Annotated in this window: 15 protein-coding genes, 2 tRNA genes and 3 pseudogenes; 13 read left to right on the top strand and 7 right to left on the bottom strand. The window is 68.6% G+C overall.

Annotated elements, in window-relative coordinates:
- The first annotated feature begins 33 nt into the window (after nucleotides 1-33).
- From recO to QR64_RS10395, 4 genes are read left to right on the top strand one after another with little or no spacing between them, the layout of a single operon-like run.
- Nucleotides 34-864 (top strand): DNA repair protein RecO, encoded by an 831-nt coding sequence (recO, locus tag QR64_RS10380; protein WP_084222317.1) that lies wholly within the window; start codon nucleotides 34-36, stop codon nucleotides 862-864.
- The gene (locus QR64_RS10385; protein ID WP_050993415.1) at nucleotides 821-1627 is read left to right on the top strand and encodes an isoprenyl transferase; all 807 of its coding nucleotides are present in this window, start codon (nucleotides 821-823) and stop codon (nucleotides 1625-1627) included. The genes recO and QR64_RS10385 overlap by 44 nt, the downstream gene beginning before the upstream one ends.
- Nucleotides 1624-2049 (top strand): hypothetical protein, encoded by a 426-nt coding sequence (locus tag QR64_RS10390; protein ID WP_006554470.1) that lies wholly within the window; start codon nucleotides 1624-1626, stop codon nucleotides 2047-2049. The genes QR64_RS10385 and QR64_RS10390 overlap by 4 nt, the downstream gene beginning before the upstream one ends.
- On the top strand, nucleotides 2046-2600 hold the full coding sequence (locus QR64_RS10395; RefSeq protein WP_039585148.1) for a T3SS (YopN, CesT) and YbjN peptide-binding chaperone 1: 555 nt from the start codon (nucleotides 2046-2048) through the stop codon (nucleotides 2598-2600). The genes QR64_RS10390 and QR64_RS10395 overlap by 4 nt, the downstream gene beginning before the upstream one ends.
- Before the next feature lie 18 nt (nucleotides 2601-2618).
- Here the strand turns inward: QR64_RS10395 and QR64_RS10400 are convergent, their stop codons facing one another.
- Together QR64_RS10400 and QR64_RS10405 are read right to left on the bottom strand one after the other, a co-directional pair.
- Nucleotides 2619-3035, bottom strand: a complete 417-nt coding sequence (locus QR64_RS10400) for a Fur family transcriptional regulator (RefSeq protein WP_006554468.1) — start codon at nucleotides 3033-3035, stop codon at nucleotides 2619-2621.
- Nucleotides 3032-3415, bottom strand: a complete 384-nt coding sequence (locus QR64_RS10405) for an ArsR/SmtB family transcription factor (protein ID WP_006554467.1) — start codon at nucleotides 3413-3415, stop codon at nucleotides 3032-3034. Before QR64_RS10405 ends, QR64_RS10400 begins: the two co-directional genes overlap by 4 nt.
- 176 nt (nucleotides 3416-3591) lie before the next feature.
- On the opposite strand from QR64_RS10405, the gene QR64_RS10410 reads away from it, so the two are divergent.
- On the top strand, nucleotides 3592-4983 hold the full coding sequence (locus tag QR64_RS10410) for a glycine--tRNA ligase (protein WP_006554466.1): 1392 nt from the start codon (nucleotides 3592-3594) through the stop codon (nucleotides 4981-4983).
- Between the two features lie 81 nt (nucleotides 4984-5064).
- Here QR64_RS10410 and QR64_RS25175 read toward each other — a convergent pair whose 3' ends face one another.
- The 3 genes and pseudogenes from QR64_RS25175 to QR64_RS10420 all read right to left on the bottom strand — a co-directional run bounded on the left by QR64_RS25175 (nucleotide 5065) and on the right by QR64_RS10420 (nucleotide 7772).
- Nucleotides 5065-5319 (bottom strand): DUF6670 family protein, encoded by a 255-nt coding sequence (locus QR64_RS25175; RefSeq protein ID WP_152640943.1) that lies wholly within the window; start codon nucleotides 5317-5319, stop codon nucleotides 5065-5067.
- A pseudogene (locus QR64_RS10415) lies at nucleotides 5238-5720 on the bottom strand (DUF6670 family protein); the annotation flags it as partial. The gene QR64_RS25175 and the pseudogene QR64_RS10415, both read right to left, overlap by 82 nt.
- Nucleotides 5721-5735: 15 nt before the next feature.
- On the bottom strand, nucleotides 5736-7772 hold the full coding sequence (locus tag QR64_RS10420; protein WP_039585149.1) for a TPM domain-containing protein: 2037 nt from the start codon (nucleotides 7770-7772) through the stop codon (nucleotides 5736-5738).
- 86 nt (nucleotides 7773-7858) lie between these two features.
- On the opposite strand from QR64_RS10420, the pseudogene QR64_RS27745 reads away from it, so the two are divergent.
- From QR64_RS27745 to dnaG, 4 genes and pseudogenes are all read left to right on the top strand, one after another.
- Nucleotides 7859-8047 (top strand): annotated as a pseudogene (locus QR64_RS27745) (YdcF family protein); the annotation flags it as partial.
- A 1-nt stretch (nucleotide 8048) separates the two neighbouring features.
- A pseudogene (locus QR64_RS10425) lies at nucleotides 8049-8542 on the top strand (YdcF family protein); the annotation flags it as partial.
- A 38-nt stretch (nucleotides 8543-8580) separates the two neighbouring features.
- On the top strand, nucleotides 8581-9852 hold the full coding sequence (locus QR64_RS10430) for a deoxyguanosinetriphosphate triphosphohydrolase (protein ID WP_039585151.1): 1272 nt from the start codon (nucleotides 8581-8583) through the stop codon (nucleotides 9850-9852).
- A 143-nt stretch (nucleotides 9853-9995) separates the two neighbouring features.
- Complete coding sequence (dnaG, locus tag QR64_RS10435; RefSeq protein ID WP_006554462.1) at nucleotides 9996-11891, top strand: DNA primase; 1896 nt, start codon at nucleotides 9996-9998, stop codon at nucleotides 11889-11891.
- 4 nt (nucleotides 11892-11895) lie between these two features.
- Here dnaG and QR64_RS10440 read toward each other — a convergent pair.
- The coding region (locus QR64_RS10440) for a hypothetical protein (protein ID WP_152640946.1) at nucleotides 11896-12104 on the bottom strand (209 nt) is incomplete at its 5' end.
- 139 nt (nucleotides 12105-12243) lie between these two features.
- Here QR64_RS10440 and QR64_RS10445 point away from each other — a divergent pair.
- The 3 genes from QR64_RS10445 to QR64_RS10455 all read left to right on the top strand — a co-directional run bounded on the left by QR64_RS10445 (nucleotide 12244) and on the right by QR64_RS10455 (nucleotide 13083).
- Nucleotides 12244-12316 (top strand) — tRNA-Asn (locus QR64_RS10445).
- Between the two features lie 190 nt (nucleotides 12317-12506).
- A tRNA-Ile gene (locus QR64_RS10450) sits at nucleotides 12507-12580 on the top strand.
- Between the two features lie 122 nt (nucleotides 12581-12702).
- Nucleotides 12703-13083, top strand: coding sequence for a hypothetical protein (locus tag QR64_RS10455; RefSeq protein WP_006554460.1), 381 nt, complete (start codon nucleotides 12703-12705; stop codon nucleotides 13081-13083).
- On the opposite strand, the gene QR64_RS10460 is transcribed toward QR64_RS10455, so the two are convergent.
- Entirely contained in the window at nucleotides 13080-13526 is a 447-nt protein-coding gene (locus QR64_RS10460; RefSeq protein WP_033097773.1) for a hypothetical protein, read from the bottom strand. The two genes, QR64_RS10455 and QR64_RS10460, sit on opposite strands and share 4 nt — an antisense overlap.
- 437 nt (nucleotides 13527-13963) lie before the next feature.
- On the opposite strand from QR64_RS10460, the gene nhaA reads away from it, so the two are divergent.
- Entirely contained in the window at nucleotides 13964-15817 is a 1854-nt protein-coding gene (gene nhaA, locus QR64_RS10465) for a Na+/H+ antiporter NhaA (protein ID WP_039585237.1), read from the top strand.
- Nucleotides 15818-16017: the final 200 nt, after the last annotated feature.

The following is a 16017-nucleotide window of genomic DNA, read 5'->3' on the forward strand; positions in this document are numbered from 1 at the left end:
TCCCGTGTCACCGCGACATGACAGACTCGGGGAGTGAGGCTTTATCGGGACAACGCGGTGGTGCTGCGCCAGCACAAGCTGGGCGAGGCCGACCGCATCGTCACCCTGCTGACGCGTCGGCACGGTCTCGTGCGGGCCGTCGCGAAGGGCGTGCGCCGGACACGCTCCAAGTTCGGCGCACGGCTCGAACCGTTCGCCCACATCGACGTCCAGCTCCACCCGGGCCGCAGTCTCGACGTCATCACCCAGGTGCAGACCCTCGACGCCTTCGCGGTGGGTATCGTCGACGACTACCCCCGCTACACCACCGCGTGCGCGATCCTCGAGACCGCCGAACGCCTCGCCGGTGAGGAACGCGCGCCCGTGCCGCGCCTGCACGCACTCACCGTCGGCGCCCTCCGCGCGGTGTGCGACCGCACCCGGCCACCCGAACTCGTACTCGACGCCTATCTGCTGCGGGCCATGGCCTACGCGGGATGGGCGCCGGCGATCACCCACTGCGCGCGCTGCGACCGTCCCGGCCCGCACACCGCCTTCCACGTCGCCGCCGGTGGTGCGGTGTGCGTGCACTGCCGTCCGCCGGGGGCGGCCACCCCGGCCCCGGGTGTGTTGGCGCTGCTCGACGCGCTCAACCACGGACGCTGGGCCGACACCGAGGCCGCCGACACGGCGGTGCGTCGCCAGGCCAGCGGGCTCGTCGCCGCGCACCTGCAGTGGCATCTCGAACGGCAACTGCGTTCGCTGCCCCTCGTCGAGCGCGGTCGCACCGAACCTGCGACGGGGAACCGGGTTGATGACGTCGCCCAGGGTGTCCGGCAGGATGGGGACCGTGATTCGACGACGTACCACGCCCCCATCGCCTGAGCGGGTGATCCGGCCGCCCGACCCGCATCCGTCGGGCGCGCGACCTCCCGTGCTGCAACCCGAGCTGATCCCCCAGCACGTGGCGCTCGTGATGGACGGCAACGGTCGCTGGGCGCAGGAGCGCGGTCTGCCGCGCACCGCCGGCCACGAACGCGGCGAGGCCGTGCTGATGGACACGGTGTGCGGATGTATCGAGATGGGCGTCGAGTGGCTCTCGGCCTACGCCTTCTCCACCGAGAACTGGAAGCGCAGCCCCGACGAGGTCCGCTTCCTCATGGGCTTCAACCGCGACGTGATCCGCCGCCGCCGCGACGAGATGCACGAGATGGGGGTGCGCGTCCGGTGGGCCGGTCGCCGTCCCCGCCTGTGGCGCAGCGTGATCAAGGAACTCGAGATCGCCGAGGAACTGACGAAGGACAACGACGTCATGACTCTCACGATGTGCGTCAACTACGGCGGTCGCGCCGAGATCGCCGACGCCGCACGGGAGATCGCCCGCCGGGTCGCGGCAGGGGAACTCGATCCCGAACGCATCACGGAGTCGACGATCGCGCGGTATCTCGACGAGCCCGACATGCCCGACGTCGACCTGTTCCTGCGGCCCTCGGGCGAGCAGCGCACCTCGAACTTCCTGCTGTGGCAGTCGGCCTACGCCGAACTCGTCTTCCAGGACACGATGTTCCCCGATTTCGACCGGCGCGATCTGTGGGCGGCGTGCGTCGAATACGCCTCCCGCGACCGGCGGTTCGGTGGTGTGAAGTGACCTCGCTGCGCGAGCGGATCGCGGGCGCGCTGACGCCCTTCGTCGACGTCCGCACCCCGTCGTCCGCCGCCGACGGCGACGGCTCGTTCGGATTCGACTACGGCGCCGTGCCCTTCGCGCTGCAGGTCGTCACGCTCACCGAAGGACTCGACGTGGTCTCCGTCACCGGAGTGCTCGCGTGGGATCTTCCGCTCGACGACGCCGTGCGCGGTCGGGTCGCGGCCGCCGCCGACGCCCTGCAGTTCGGCTCGGTCCACCTCATCGAACGCGAGACCGACGCCGACGTCGTGCTGCGGTACTCGTTCCCCGCGACCGGGCTCGACGACACGGCGCTGACCACCATGCTGTTGCTCGTGCTCGACGGTGCCGCCGACGCGCGTGGCGCCGTGGCCGGCACCCCCGATCCCAAGGAGAATTCGTGACCACCACCGACATCGACGCCGAGACCACCACCGAGGAGGTCGTCGCCGACGGGACGCACGCCGTCGCGATCCCCACCGAGGACGACGACATGCTGCGCGCCGCTGTGGTGGAGACGCTGTCCGAGATTCTCGAGGAAGCGCCCGAGCCCGACGAGGACGGCGAGATCCCGATCTGGATCGACGACGTGCTCACCTACGCGACCGTCGACGCCGAGGGCGGCTTCGTGCTGCTCACCACCTACCTGGTCGAGGGCATCACGGGCCGCACCCGCGCCGCCGAGGTCCTCGGCGACCTGCAGGTCGAGTTCCCCGAAGTCAAGTTCGTCCTCGACAAGGACCGAGTCACCGTCGAACTGCGGGTCGCGGCGTCGCCGCTCGTCCCGATCCATCTCGTGCGGGCCGTCGCGTCGCTCGTGCCGGTCGTCGAGCAGGCACGCGCATTGGCGCAGCGTCTCGGCGGAGAAGCGTCGGTCTTCGACGGTGAGGCCGAGGACGGCGAGGAGAACCTGCTCGCCGACGGCTGCGGCTGTGATGACTGCGATTGCGGCTGACGGCCGCGGGCCGTCGGTTCAGCCCTGAGCGAGGGCGCACTCGCGGCAGTTGCCGAAGATCTCCACGGTGTGGCTGACGTCGACGAAGCCGTTCGACTCGGCCACCTCGTGCGACCAGCGTTCGACCTCCGGGCCGTCCACCTCGACCGTGAAGCCGCAGTGGCGGCACACGAGATGGTGGTGGTGCCCGGAGGAACACCGCCGGAACAGCGACTCGCCGCTGTCGGTGCGCAGCACGTCGACGCTGCCGACCTCGGCGAGCGACTGCAGGGTGCGGTAGACGGTCGTCAGGCCGATGCCCTCGCCGCGCTTGCGCAGCTCGTCGTGCAGGTCCTGGGCGGACCGGAACTCCTCGGTGTTGTCGAGCAGGTCGACGATGGCGCTGCGTTGACGGGTCGAGCGGACCCCCACGAGAGGTTTGCGGGCGGAGGTCACTGCGATCGTCCTTCCTGGGCGTGAGCGACGGCGTCGACGACGATGCGGGCGAGATGGTCGTCGGCCAGGTGGTAGAGCACTTCGCGTCCCGAGCGTTCGCCGCGCACGACGCCGGCGGTCTTGAGCACGCGGAGATGCTGGCTGATGAGCGGCTGGGTGACGCCGAGGGCGCCGACGAGCTCGTGCACGCAGCGGGCCGACTCGCGCAGTTCGAGCACGATCGAGATGCGGACGGGTGCCGACAGTGCGCGCAGCAGCTCACCGGCCGCGATCAGGGCGCCGGGGGAGACATCGACCGGGGACGGCAGGGCGTCGCTGCCGATCGGGCCGCGGGCGCGCTCGCCCGTGCTGCACTCGCGTGGATCGGCGTCGATGCTCACGGGGCTCCTCGGGGCAGGGGCGGCCGCCGGTCGGCGGGCCTTATTGCAAATCGATTCCATTTTGATATGCACGGTTGTGCATGTCAACCGGCGCGAATTCGAGCTGCGAACGAGGAGCGATAGGCTTACAGATCGACGCATGCTGCGAAAACCCGCATCGAAGATGGAGAAACCGAGTGGCACCCAAATCCAAGATCGATACCGTCGCCAACCTCGCCAAGCGCCGGGGCCTGGTCTATCCCTGCGGTGAGATCTACGGCGGCACCAGGTCCGCGTGGGATTACGGGCCGCTCGGCGTGGAGCTCAAGGACAACATCAAGAAGCAGTGGTGGCGCAACATGGTCACCAGCCGCGAGGACGTCGTCGGCCTCGACTCGTCCGTGATCCTGCCGCGTCAGGTCTGGGTCGCCTCCGGCCACGTCGGTGTCTTCAACGACCCGCTCGTCGAGTGCCTGAGCTGTCACAAGCGTCACCGGCAGGATCACCTGCAGGAGGCCTACGCCGAGAAGAACAAGCTCGACGACCCCGACGCCGTGCCGATGACCGAGATCGTCTGCCCGGACTGCGGCACCAAGGGCCAGTGGACCGAGCCCCGCGACTTCAACATGATGCTCAAGACCTTCCTCGGCCCGATCGAGAGCGAGGAAGGCCTGCACTACCTGCGCCCCGAGACGGCGCAGGGCATCTTCGTGAACTTCGCGAACGTGCTCACCACCTCGCGCAAGAAGCCGCCCTTCGGCATCGGCCAGATCGGCAAGAGCTTCCGCAACGAGATCACGCCCGGCAACTTCATCTTCCGCACCCGCGAGTTCGAGCAGATGGAGATGGAGTTCTTCGTCAAGCCCGGCGAAGACGAGCAGTGGCACCAGTACTGGATCGACTACCGGATGAACTGGTACACCGATCTGGGCATCAACAAGGACAACCTGCGCCTCTACGAGCACCCGCTAGAGAAGCTGTCGCACTACTCGAAGCGCACCGTCGACATCGAGTACCGCTTCCACTTCCAGGGCAGCGAATGGGGTGAGCTCGAGGGCGTCGCGAACCGCACCGACTTCGACCTGTCGACGCACTCGAAGCACTCCGGCACCGACCTGAGCTTCTTCGATCAGGCCACCAATGAGCGCTACACGCCCTACGTGATCGAGCCGGCGGCCGGCCTGACCCGTTCGCTCATGGCCTTCCTCGTCGACGCCTACACCGAGGACGAGGCACCCAACGCCAAGGGTGGCGTCGACAAGCGCACCGTGCTGCGCCTCGACCGTCGTCTCGCGCCGGTCAAGGCCGCCGTGCTGCCGCTCAGCCGCAACGCCGACCTGAGCCCGAAGGCCAAGGACCTCGCCGCGAAGCTGCGCCAGAACTGGAACATCGAGTTCGACGACGCCGGCGCCATCGGCCGCCGCTACCGTCGCCAGGACGAGATCGGCACCCCGTTCTGCATCACAGTCGACTTCGACACCCTCGAGGACCAGGCCGTCACGATCCGTGAGCGCGACACCATGGCGCAGGAGCGTGTGAGCCTCGACCAGGTCGAGGGCTACCTCGCGCAGCGCCTGATCGGCTGCTGACCGATCCGATCGACGCAGATGCCCTCCGGTCCCGACGGACCGGAGGGCATCTGTCGCTTCGTAGCCGGGTGCTCGTAGCGGTCACCTCGTCGAGCGCCGATCGATGTACTCGAAATATCTGCGGCCGGAGATCTCCTCACCCCGCCAGATCGCCGACCATGCGAAACCGGTGACGAATCCGGTGCTCAGCCCGTAGGTGAAGGGGGTGTCCATGATCCCTTCGAAATCCAGCCAGGGACGACCGCGGGTGTCCTTCACCAGGAACCGGGTCCGGCGCGGCACCTGCATCGGGATGCCGTAGGGAGTCGGCTCGGACTGGTCGCGCAGTTCAACCATCTCGAAATCCACGTCCCGGCAACGGGTTCCGCACCGCTGCGGGTACGCAGGATCGCCGTCGTCATGAACGGTCGGTCACCGATCGCGTAGCGGCTCAACAGGATCTGCGTGTCGGCGTCGAGATCGACGATCTGGTAGACGAAATGGTCGAGCGGAGCCTTCGCCGCGGGCGGCAGAGGAGTGGACCGCATCAGATACGGGCTCGGTATCGCCCCGTACTCGAACGAGCACAGACCGTCGGCCGTGACGCTGCGACCCTGGTGGGTGAAGGTGCCCTCGTATTCGGTGAGCAACCCGAAGTGCTTGTAGAGCGGGCTGCGGAAGAACCATGAGACCGTGTCCGTGTCGGTCGGTGTCAGCGCGACGTCGACCGTTCCGAGGCGTCCCATGAGTTCGTAGTGGGGGTAGCGTCCGGTCTAGAAGCGTCCTCCACTCGATCCGCCGAAGCCGCTGCCCCCGAAACCGCCCCCACCGAAACCGCCACCGAAGCCACCGCCGCGGCCGCTGTTGAGCACGCTGTTGATGAGGATGCCGCCGAGCACGGCACCGGCGACGTTGCCGCCCGACGAACCACCGCGGGGCGGACGGTGCTGGTTGTTCCAGCGCTGCACGTCGTTCTGGGCGCTGCGCAGTGCCTGCGCGGCCAGCGACGCGGCGGACCGCGCGTACTGGATGGCGGCCGCCGGATCGGACTCGGCTGCCTGCTGCGCGGCCTGCAGGTGCCGCTGCGCCTCCGACAGGCGGGTGCGTGCCTGGGCGCCCACGACGCCGCGGCGGGTCCCGATGAAGTCGGCCGCGGCGGTGACCTGCGCTTGCGCTGCGCTCAGATCCTGTTCGAGGCGGCGCCGCATCTCCTCGGCTTGCTGCTTCGCCTGCCGCGTCCGGGCACGCAACTCGTCGAGACGCGCATCGGCCTCGACGACCCGCGTGAAACTGCCCAGCGGGTCGGTGTGCTGCTCGGCCCGGGCGTGGTCGAGGGCTTCCTGCACGGCCTTCAGGGCGTCGACGAGTTCCGGGCCGCCCGCGTCGAGGAGTTGCTTCGCGTCGGCGACACCCTGTTCGGCGTCCTCCACCGCGGCGGGAAGCGTCGCGATCGCGCGCCGGATGTCCTCCGCCGCATGGTCGAGCGCGTCGAGCAGCGTCGCGGCATGCCCCAGTGCGCGTTCGGCCTCGCGGATCGCGCGCACGGCGTCGCCCTGCTCACCGACCGGTCGCGCCACCGCCGTGCGGCCCTGGTCGATCGCGTTCTCGGCGAACGAGATCTCCTCCCACGCCAGCGAGACGTTGTCGACCACCGGAGTCAGGGCGCCCGCCGGGAACTCCGAGTGCAGCTGCCCCAGAATCCGCTCGGCCTCGGGGATGCGGGCCTGCAGCGCGATCGCGCGCTGCGTGAGGCCGTCCAGACGGGCCGGGGCATCGAGCAGCAGGTTGCGCATCTTGTCGAACGCCTCGACCTGCGCATCGAGTTCGCGGTTCGCCTGCCCGCACGAGGAGACGAGTTGCACGAGCATGTCGCGCTGCTGTTCGGGCGTCTCGGGGATGTCGTCGTCGAGGCGCTGACGGATCTCGAAGGCGTTCGCCAACGCGACCTGTGCCTGCCGGTGTGCGCGGTCGAAAGGAGCCACCGCGGAGTCCCCGAACTCACCCCGGGCGAGCTCGAGCGCTTCGGCGCTGGACCGCACCGCGTTGTCGGTGTCCACCAGGAGGGTCTGTGCATACTGGTCTAGACCCTCGACCGGCAGACCGCGCAGAGCGGTCGTGTCGGCCGGATCGACCTGCGCGGCCTGCGCGGCACCGGCGTCGGCGCGCTTCCTCTTCGACCGCCGGTTGTAGGCGTAGAGCCCGGCACCACCGGCCGCGATGACACCGCCGCCGACGAGCAGCGTCGTCACCGGAGCAGCCGACGGCGTAAGGGCGTTGCTCAACCCGTCGGCCGCGCCCACGGCGGCGCCCGCCCAATCGCTGTTGCGCAGGGCCGGCACGACGCCGGACGAGCTGATCCGGTCGCGCTCGCTCTCGGAGATCTCCGAACCCGTCGGTGTCCACAGCGCGAACTCGCGGTCGTCGGTCGCCACCGCCAGCAGCGCGGTGTCGGGACCGAAATTGCTTGCCTGCGCGGTGGCCTGCGCCCAACTGTTGTAGTCGCGTCCGTCGAAGCTCGACACGTAGGTCACCCACAACTGCAGGCCGTGCTCGTCGTAGAGGGTGTTCGTCGCTTCCTGGATGCGTGCGACGTCGGCGTCGTCGAGCACGCCCGCGGTGTCGGTGATCGGCTGGGGGAGCCGCGAGGGTGGCTCCGCGGAGGCCGCCGCGGGAAGGAACAGCCACGCGGTCACTGCCAGCAGGGCGGGGACGAATGCGAGCGCGGACCGTGCAGGTCGCCGGAGCGGTGCTGCAGGTCGCCGGAGCGGTGCTGCAGGTCGCCGGAGCGGTGCGGCCGATACGTGTGCCATGGAATCGAATCTAGTGGTTCCGAGGTGAGGACGGGGTCGGCGCGTCGTCCGGTCGACGCGTTCTCGTTCGCTGGCAGAATCAGGGGGTGAGCACCGCATCCCGCCGCACCGGCACCACCGCGACGTACACCGGGGACGACCTCGGGGTCGGCGCGCGCATCGCGCGCTGGCTCCGGCGACTGATCATCGGGGTGCTGCTCGCCGCCGTCCTCGTCGTCGGCGGCACGGCGCTGCGGGTGTGGCAGGTCGCGCGGATCGACGACCGCACCCCCGCCNTCGTGCTCGGGGCCGCGCAGTATTCGGGCACACCGTCGTCGGTTTTCGAGGCCCGCCTCGAGCAGGCCCTCAAGCTCTACGAAGCGGGAGTGTCGCCGCGGATCGTCACCGTCGGCGGCAAGCAGGAGGGCGACCTGTTCACCGAGGCCGCGGCGGGCAAGAACTATCTCGTCTCGCGCGGGGTGCCCGCCGAGTCGATCGTCGCCGTCGAAGAGGGCTCGGACACACTGCTCAGCGTCGAGGCCGTCAGCCGCGAGATGTCGGAGCTGGGCCTGTCGTCGGTCGTGCTCGTCAGCGACCCGTGGCATTCGTTGCGTACCCGGACCATGGCGCGCGACGCCGGTCTCGACGCCTGGACCGCTCCCACCCGCCAGGGTCCGGCGGTGTTCACCCGCGAGTCGCAGCTGCACGGCATCGCCCGCGAGACCGGCGCGTTGATCTGGTACCAGATCACCCACTTCTCCGCCGATTTCCCGTATACGGCGCAGCAGTGAGGCGGAACGTAGGGTCTTCGGTGACGGAAGGCAGTGTGATGCAGCGCTACAGCGAACACGATCTCGAACGGCGCGTCGCCGAGCCGCGCAAGACCTCGGCGCTCGCCGGGTCCGAGGGAGCGGCGTCCGAGCGGACCGCCTTCGCACGCGACCGTGCGCGCGTGCAGCACTGCGCGGCCCTGCGCCGCCTGGCCGACAAGACACAGGTCGTCGGCCCCCGTGACGGCGACACCCCGCGCACCCGTCTGACGCACTCGATGGAGGTCGCGCAGATCGGCCGCAGCATCGGCGAAGGGCTCGGCGCCGACCCCGATCTCGTCGACCTGGCCGGCCTCGCCCACGATATCGGGCACCCGCCCTACGGGCACAACGGCGAGCGGGCACTCGACGCGGTCGCGGAGTCCTGCGGCGGATTCGAAGGCAACGCGCAGAACCTGCGCATCCTCACCTGCCTCGAACCGAAGATCCTCTATCCGGACGGCTCGAGCGCCGGTCTCAACCTCACCCGCGCCTCGCTCGACGCGACGCTCAAGTACCCCTGGACGCGTCCGCGCCCGGGCGCGAAGTTCGGCTCGTACGACGACGACGCCGAGATCCTCCACTGGATCCGCGAAGGCGCACCCGAGCGCCGCAAGTGCCTCGAGGCGCAGATCATGGACTGGTCCGACGACGTCGCGTACTCGGTGCACGACCTCGAGGACGGTGTGATCGACGGTCGCATCGACCTGCGGATGCTCGACGATCCCGACGATGTCGCCGGACTCATCGAGGTGGGCATGCGCGAATTCTCGGGTCTCGACCCGGCCGAGCTCACCGAGGCGGCGAAGCGGTTGTCCTCCATGCCGGTGGTCCGCGCCGTCGGCACCTTCGACGGCACCCTCGCCTGCTCGGTCGCGCTCAAGAAGCTGACCAGCGAGCTGGTGGGCCGCTTCGCCAACGCAGCGATCCTCGGGACCCGGGAGGCGACGGAAGGCCGACGCGTCACCCGGTACGACGCCGACCTCGTGGTCCCGCCGATCGTGGTCTCGGAGGTCGCGTTGCTCAAGACGATGGCGCTGCAGTTCGTCATGTCCGACCGCGCCCACCGCACCCGCCAGGAATCGCAACGCGAACGCATCCACCGCGTCGCCGAGTGGCTACTGCGCACCGCGCCGGTCGGTCTCGACCCGTTCTTCGTCGCCGCCTGGAAGGCCGCGCCCGACGATGCTGCGAAGGTACGGGTCGTGGTCGATCAGATCGCGTCGTGCACCGAATCGCGCCTCGAACGGATCGACCGGGACAGCCTCGCCGCGCAGGCGAGCTGGGGCTGACACCGACGTTTGCGCCCTTCGCGGACACAAGCACGAGTCCGGCGCCGTGCATCTGTCCGGAGGGACGCGCTTACGCGCTCGCGGGTGTGGGTTGCGTCGGACCGTCGTGCCGGGCAGTCTGCCCGGCGGCTTAGACTCGTCTCGTGGCCGGCCGTATTTCAGACAGAGACATCGCGGCCATTCGCGACCGCGTGCGCATCGAGGACATCGTCGGCGAGTACGTCGCACTCAAGCGCGGAGGCGCCGACTCGCTCAAGGGCCTGTGTCCCTTCCACGACGAGAAGTCCCCGTCTTTCCACGTGCGGCCCAATCACGGGCACTACCACTGCTTCGGCTGCGGTGAGGGCGGCGACGTCTACTCGTTCCTGCAGAAGATCGAACACGTCAGCTTCGTCGAGGCCGTCGAGCAGCTCGCCGAGCGTGTCGGCTACACGCTGAACTACGAAGGCGGCGGTCCGTCCGTCCAACGCGACCGGGGCACGCGTGCCCGGCTGGTCGCGGCGAACGCGGCCGCCCAACAGTTCTACGCCGAGCAACTGCGCGCGCCCGACGCCCAGGCCGCCCGCGACTACCTGACCGAACGCAACTTCGACCAGGCAGCCGCCGAGACGTTCGGCTGCGGCTACGCACCCGCCGGCTGGGACGCGCTCACCAAGCACCTCCTCGGCCGGGGATTCGAATTCTCGGAACTCGAGGCCGCAGGACTGTCCCGGCAGGGTCGCCGCGGTCCGATCGACCGCTTCCACCGTCGACTGCTGTGGCCCATCCGCAATCTCGCGGGCGACGTCATCGGCTTCGGTGCCCGCCGTCTGTACGACGACGACCAGATCACCGCCAAGTACATGAACACACCGGAAACGGTGCTGTACAAGAAGTCTCAGGTGTTGTTCGGCCTCGACCTCGCCAAGCGCGAGATCGCCAAGTCGCACCAGGCCGTGATCGTCGAGGGCTACACCGACGTCATGGCCATGCACCTGGCCGGCGTGAAGACCGCGGTCGCCGCGTGCGGCACTGCCTTCGGTGACGAACATCTCGCGCTGCTGCGTCGCCTGCTCATGGACGACAGCTTCTTCCGCGGTGAGGTCATCTACACCTTCGATGGCGACGACGCCGGTCGTGCGGCGGCGATGAAGGCGTTCGAGGGCGATCAGAAGACCGCCGCGAAGACCTACGTCGCGATCGCCCCCAAGGGCATGGACCCGTGCGAGTTGCGGCAGCAGTCGGGCGACGGTGCGGTGCGCGACCTCGTGGCCCGCCGCACCCCGATGTTCGAGTTCGTCGTGAAATCGATTCTCGCCGAACACAATCTCGACACCGTCGAAGGTCGCGTCGAGGCCCTGCGCCGATGTGTCCCCGTCGTGGGCCGGATCAAGGACCGCACGATCCGCGACAACTACGCGGTGCAACTCGCGCACTGGACGGGATGGGACGACATCCCCACCGTGCGTCGGCGTGTGCAGGAGGAGGCACGGCGAGGAGTTCGTGCACCGGAAGCCAAGGCGCGGCCCGCGACGGCCACGGCGGAGCCCGTGTCGGCCCTGCGCCGCCCTCGGCCGAATGATCCGACGCTGTGGCCGCAGCGCGACGCGCTGAAGGCCGCGCTGCAGTATCCGGGTATCGCCGGGACCGTCTTCGACTCCCTGCCGCCGGAGACCTTCACCGACCCTGCTTACGCGGCCGTGCGGCAGGCCGTCGCCGACGCCGGCGGAACTGCAGCGGGCCTCGGGGGAGCCGAGTGGGTCGACGCCGTCGGCAGGGCAGCGACCGATCCCGTCGCGCACTCGCTCGTGATGGAACTCGCCGTCGAACCCGTCCCCGCCGAAGAGGACCGGCTGCCGCGCTACATCGGTGGCGTGCTGGCCCGGCTGCAGGAGGTCTGGGTCGGCGAGCAGGTGGCCGAACTGAAGTCCAAACTGCAGCGGATTTCCCCGGCCACCGAGTCCGAGGAGTTCCACGCCCTGCTCGGCGACCTCATGGCGCTCGAACAGTACCGGCGGAGCCTGCTCGACCAGGCCATCGGTGACGGCCTGGCCGGCTGACCGTCTACTTCTTCAACTGGTCCCGCGGGATCATGATCGTGGTCGTCTCGTCGATGGGCTTCATCGGCTCGAGCTTGGGCTGAGGACTGAGCGAGTCGGCGAGCTTCTGCCGGCCCACCTCGATCGCCTTCTTCGTGACGGGGCTCGCGGCCACCGCCTTGGCCGTCTTGCTGATCTGTTCGTACCTCGCGCGACCCGCTCGGGTGCCGAGTANTTCCACCTGTGACTGCGTCGTCCCCATCCTGCCCGATGACCCCGCAGCATGCCCACAAGCAGGCGATTTGGTGCTGCGGCGGGTGGGACGCTATGGTTTTTCACGCACCGGGGGAAACCGCGGAGCACCGCAGGACAATCCCCTGTAGCTCAATTGGCAGAGCATTCGACTGTTAATCGAACGGTTGCTGGTTCGAGTCCAGCCGGGGGAGCGCCTACAGAATCCTCCCACCCGTCACGGGTGGGAGGATTCTGTGTATCCGGGGGTGCCTATGCGGCAGAACATCCACCGATGTGATCTCTGCTACTTCGTACCCGGTAGAGTGTTGCCCGCTGTGTCCGGGTAGCATTCGATCGCGCCGTGCGAGCAGTGCGGCACTGTGCGACGCATGTCGTCGCGACGGGGCGGTAGCTCAGTCGGTTAGAGCCGCGGACTCATAATCCGCTGGTCGCGGGTTCGAGCCCCGCCCGCCCCACATCCTTCGCTCATGGCCGCGAGATGTTCCTGCTTGTCGGAACGGTAGCGTTCGACCCCATGAGCACCCTTCGAGAAGTCGGTGAGCGCGAGGCGTGGCGTTGCTGGTTGTGCGACGAGCCCGTGGACCCCGACATGTCGGTCAACGACCCGCGCGGTCCCAGCATCGACAGCATCAACACCGCCAAGAAGGGTGGCAAGGGAAAGGGCGGAGTCGAGCGACTCGCGCACCGCGCCTGCAACACCAAGAAGGGTGCCGTCAAACCCGTCGTGCCGTGGTCCGACCGGCTCTTCGTCGTCGACCCGGCGCCCATCATCGGCGTCGTCGAGCAGCTCACCCGCAAGGGTGGTCGCGTCGCCGTTGCCCGGTGTCCCGAGAAGTCGGACGCGGAGGACGCCTCCGAATGGCTCCTCGACCGCTTGTCGCGACTCGAGCCGGGAGTGCGGTTCGATACCAGGATCGAGCAGGCCGGCGGCGGCTACCTCCTCGTGCTGACGACCTAACCGGGAGCCAACACCAGTCCGGAATGATCCGATGACTCGGCGGAGACCTCGACCTCGGTGAGCACCGTTCCGTCGTCCCCCCGCAGCGTGTAGCGACCCGGCATGAGACCGGTGAACAGGAACCAACCGTCGTTCGTCGTGACGATGGTGCGGTCGATGTACTGCTCGCACACGTCCAGGCCGGTCAGTCGAATCGTGGTGGACGGATGGAAGACGCCTCCGATCCGCCCGTTCGCCACCGCTCCGATCGCAGCCGGTGGATCCGGGTGGTCGCCGAGCTCGCCCGGACGCCAGACAGGCGCACCGTCCGGCGGTGCGCAAACCGAGACCGAGGAGTGCGACGACCGGGCATGCGCGACCGTCGGGTCGGCCCGGACCACAGAGTCGGGCTGGTGCGTCGTCGCCGCGACGAGCACCCCTGCTCCCAGTGCGGTGATCAACATCCATCGGGCTCTTCGGATCGTCCCCGTGTGCAGCAACGGATCCACCTCCTCTCCGTAAGAGAACTTAGGAAAGTTGTTCTCACCGAGGGTTATTCGGAACCGATGCTTCGGTGGATCGTGACGATACCCGGGGCGGACGCGCAGGGCTATCCTCCGTCGAGGCGACAGGTAGCGGCGGAATGTAACGGTCGGGCTGTCGAAACGCCGAAATCGGTTGTTGGCACAACGATTCGGTCTAGTTTCGGATGAGGTCGGTAGTCGGAGGGGTGCATTCCGCCTCCTGTACGGCGGAACCGGTTGCATTGTTGTGTTCGGACAATGCAGGTTCGAACGGCCGATACCGGAAATAATCGCCCCGGGGGCCGGCGTTGTGCGATGTCGTCGGTGTACTCACCGGCACCGAGTTGCTCGGAGCGGATTGCGGAACGAGGGAGCACATGACGGTCGACGAGAACCCGACGACGCTCCGCCGGGCGTCCGACCTTCTGGCAGGGGTCCGCGACGGCACGGACGACGACACGCTCGCGGCAGGCGTCGTACTCGCGGCGACCCTGATCGCTCTGGTCTGGGCCAACCTGGGCGACTCGTACGAGACGTTCTGGCACACACCTCTCAGCATCAGCATCGGCGACTACGGCATCGATCTCGACCTCGAGCACTGGGTCAACGACGCCGTCATGACGCTGTTCTTCTTCGTCGTCGGCCTCGAGGTCAAACGCGAGCTCACCATGGGAGAGCTCACCGACCGGACGCGCGCCGCGGTCCCGCTCGTGGCGGCAATCGCGGGGCTCGCGCTACCTGCGGGACTGTTTCTGCTGCTCAACCCCAGCGGGGAGGCCGCAGGAGCGTGGGGTGTGGTCGTGTCCACCGACACCGCCTTCGTGCTCGGTGCGCTCGCGCTGGTCGGACCCCGCTGCCCGGCCCGCCTGCGCGTGTTCATCCTCACGCTGGCCGTGGCCGACGACATCGGCGCCCTCGCCATCATCGCCTTCGTCTACACCGACGATCTGCAGCCGGTCTACCTGATACCTGCCGCGATCGGACTGTTGCTGATCCTGCAATTCCGCCGGCTCGAGGTGTGGCGGGGCGTCGTCTACTTCGTCGTCGCGGCAGGGACGTGGGTGGCGTTCTACGAATCCGGTGTGCACCCGACCCTCGCCGGTGTACTGATCGCGTTGATCCTTCCCGTCTATCCGCCGCGCCGCAGCGAGGTGGAGCGCGCCGGCGAACTCACGCGGGCGTTCCGCCAGTCGCCCAACTCCGACTACGCGCGCGCCGCGCAACTCGGGGTGCTCCGCGCCGTGTCCGTGAACGAGCGGCTGCTACGGCTTTACCAGCCGTACACGGCGTTCCTCGTCGTGCCGATCTTCGCCCTCGCCAACGCGGGTGTGGTGATCTCCGCCGAGACCGTCGGCACTGCGATCCGGTCGCCGATCACGTGGGGCGTCGTCCTCGGTCTCGTGGTGGGCAAACTCGTGGGCATCACCGCGGCCACTGCCATCTTCTCGCGCCTGCGTCCGGGCAGCCTGCCGCCGGGACTCACCCTCTCGCACGTCGGTGGGGGTGCCGCGCTCGCCGGCATCGGGTTCACGATCTCACTGTTCATCGTGGATCTGGCGATCGAATCTCCCGAAGCGGCCAACGACGCCCGAATCGGCGTCCTTCTCGCGGCTGTTCTCGCCACGGCGCTGGGCTGGGCTTTGTTCCGGCTGTCCGACCGCCTGAATCCGCCGCAGGGATCTGCCGGGCTCGTGCTGCTGCGTCCGGTGGATCCGAACCGCGACCACATACGGGGACCGGTCGACGCTCCGCTCACACTCGTCGAGTACGGAGACTTCGAGTGCCCGTTCTGCAGCAAGGCCACCGGCAGCATCCGCGACGTGCGCGAGCACTTCGGCGACGACCTGCGGTACGTCTTCCGGCACCTTCCCCTCGATGAACACCACCCGCACGCCCGGTTCGCCGCCGAAGCGGCCGAGGCTGCGGCGGCGCAGGGACGATTCTGGGACATGCACGACCACCTGTTCGCCCACAGCGACGCTCTGTCCCGCGACGAGATCTACGAACACGCCCAGCAGTTGGGTCTCGATATGGACAGGTTCGACGAGGACCTTCGCCTGGGGCGGTATCGTCACCGTGTCGAGGACGACGATCTCGACGCCGAGACCAGCGACGTCTTCGGAACGCCCACCTTCTACCTCGGCGCCACCGGATCGGACCTCGCCCGGCACACCGGCCCGTTCGACGCGGCGACGTTGATCCGCAGGCTCGAAGAGGTGCGCGAGAGGTGATGCGATTCGGGTGGATCCGACCCCGGAAAGCGGGGGCGGATCCACCCAAGTCGTGACGGCTTCTACCGGATGGTGGGTCCGGCCTCCGCGGATCCGGTCGGTAACAGGCCGGCCAAGCTGGCGAGGAGCGTTTCCCAGCGGCATTCCGCGGAGATCGACGCGAAGCGGCACCCGGAGTAGTCCTCCGTGGGGAGCGTAGG

This window comes from Rhodococcus sp. Chr-9, from assembly GCF_000801125.1.
In the GTDB taxonomy this organism is placed as follows: Bacteria; Actinomycetota; Actinomycetes; order Mycobacteriales; family Mycobacteriaceae; genus Rhodococcus; species Rhodococcus pyridinivorans.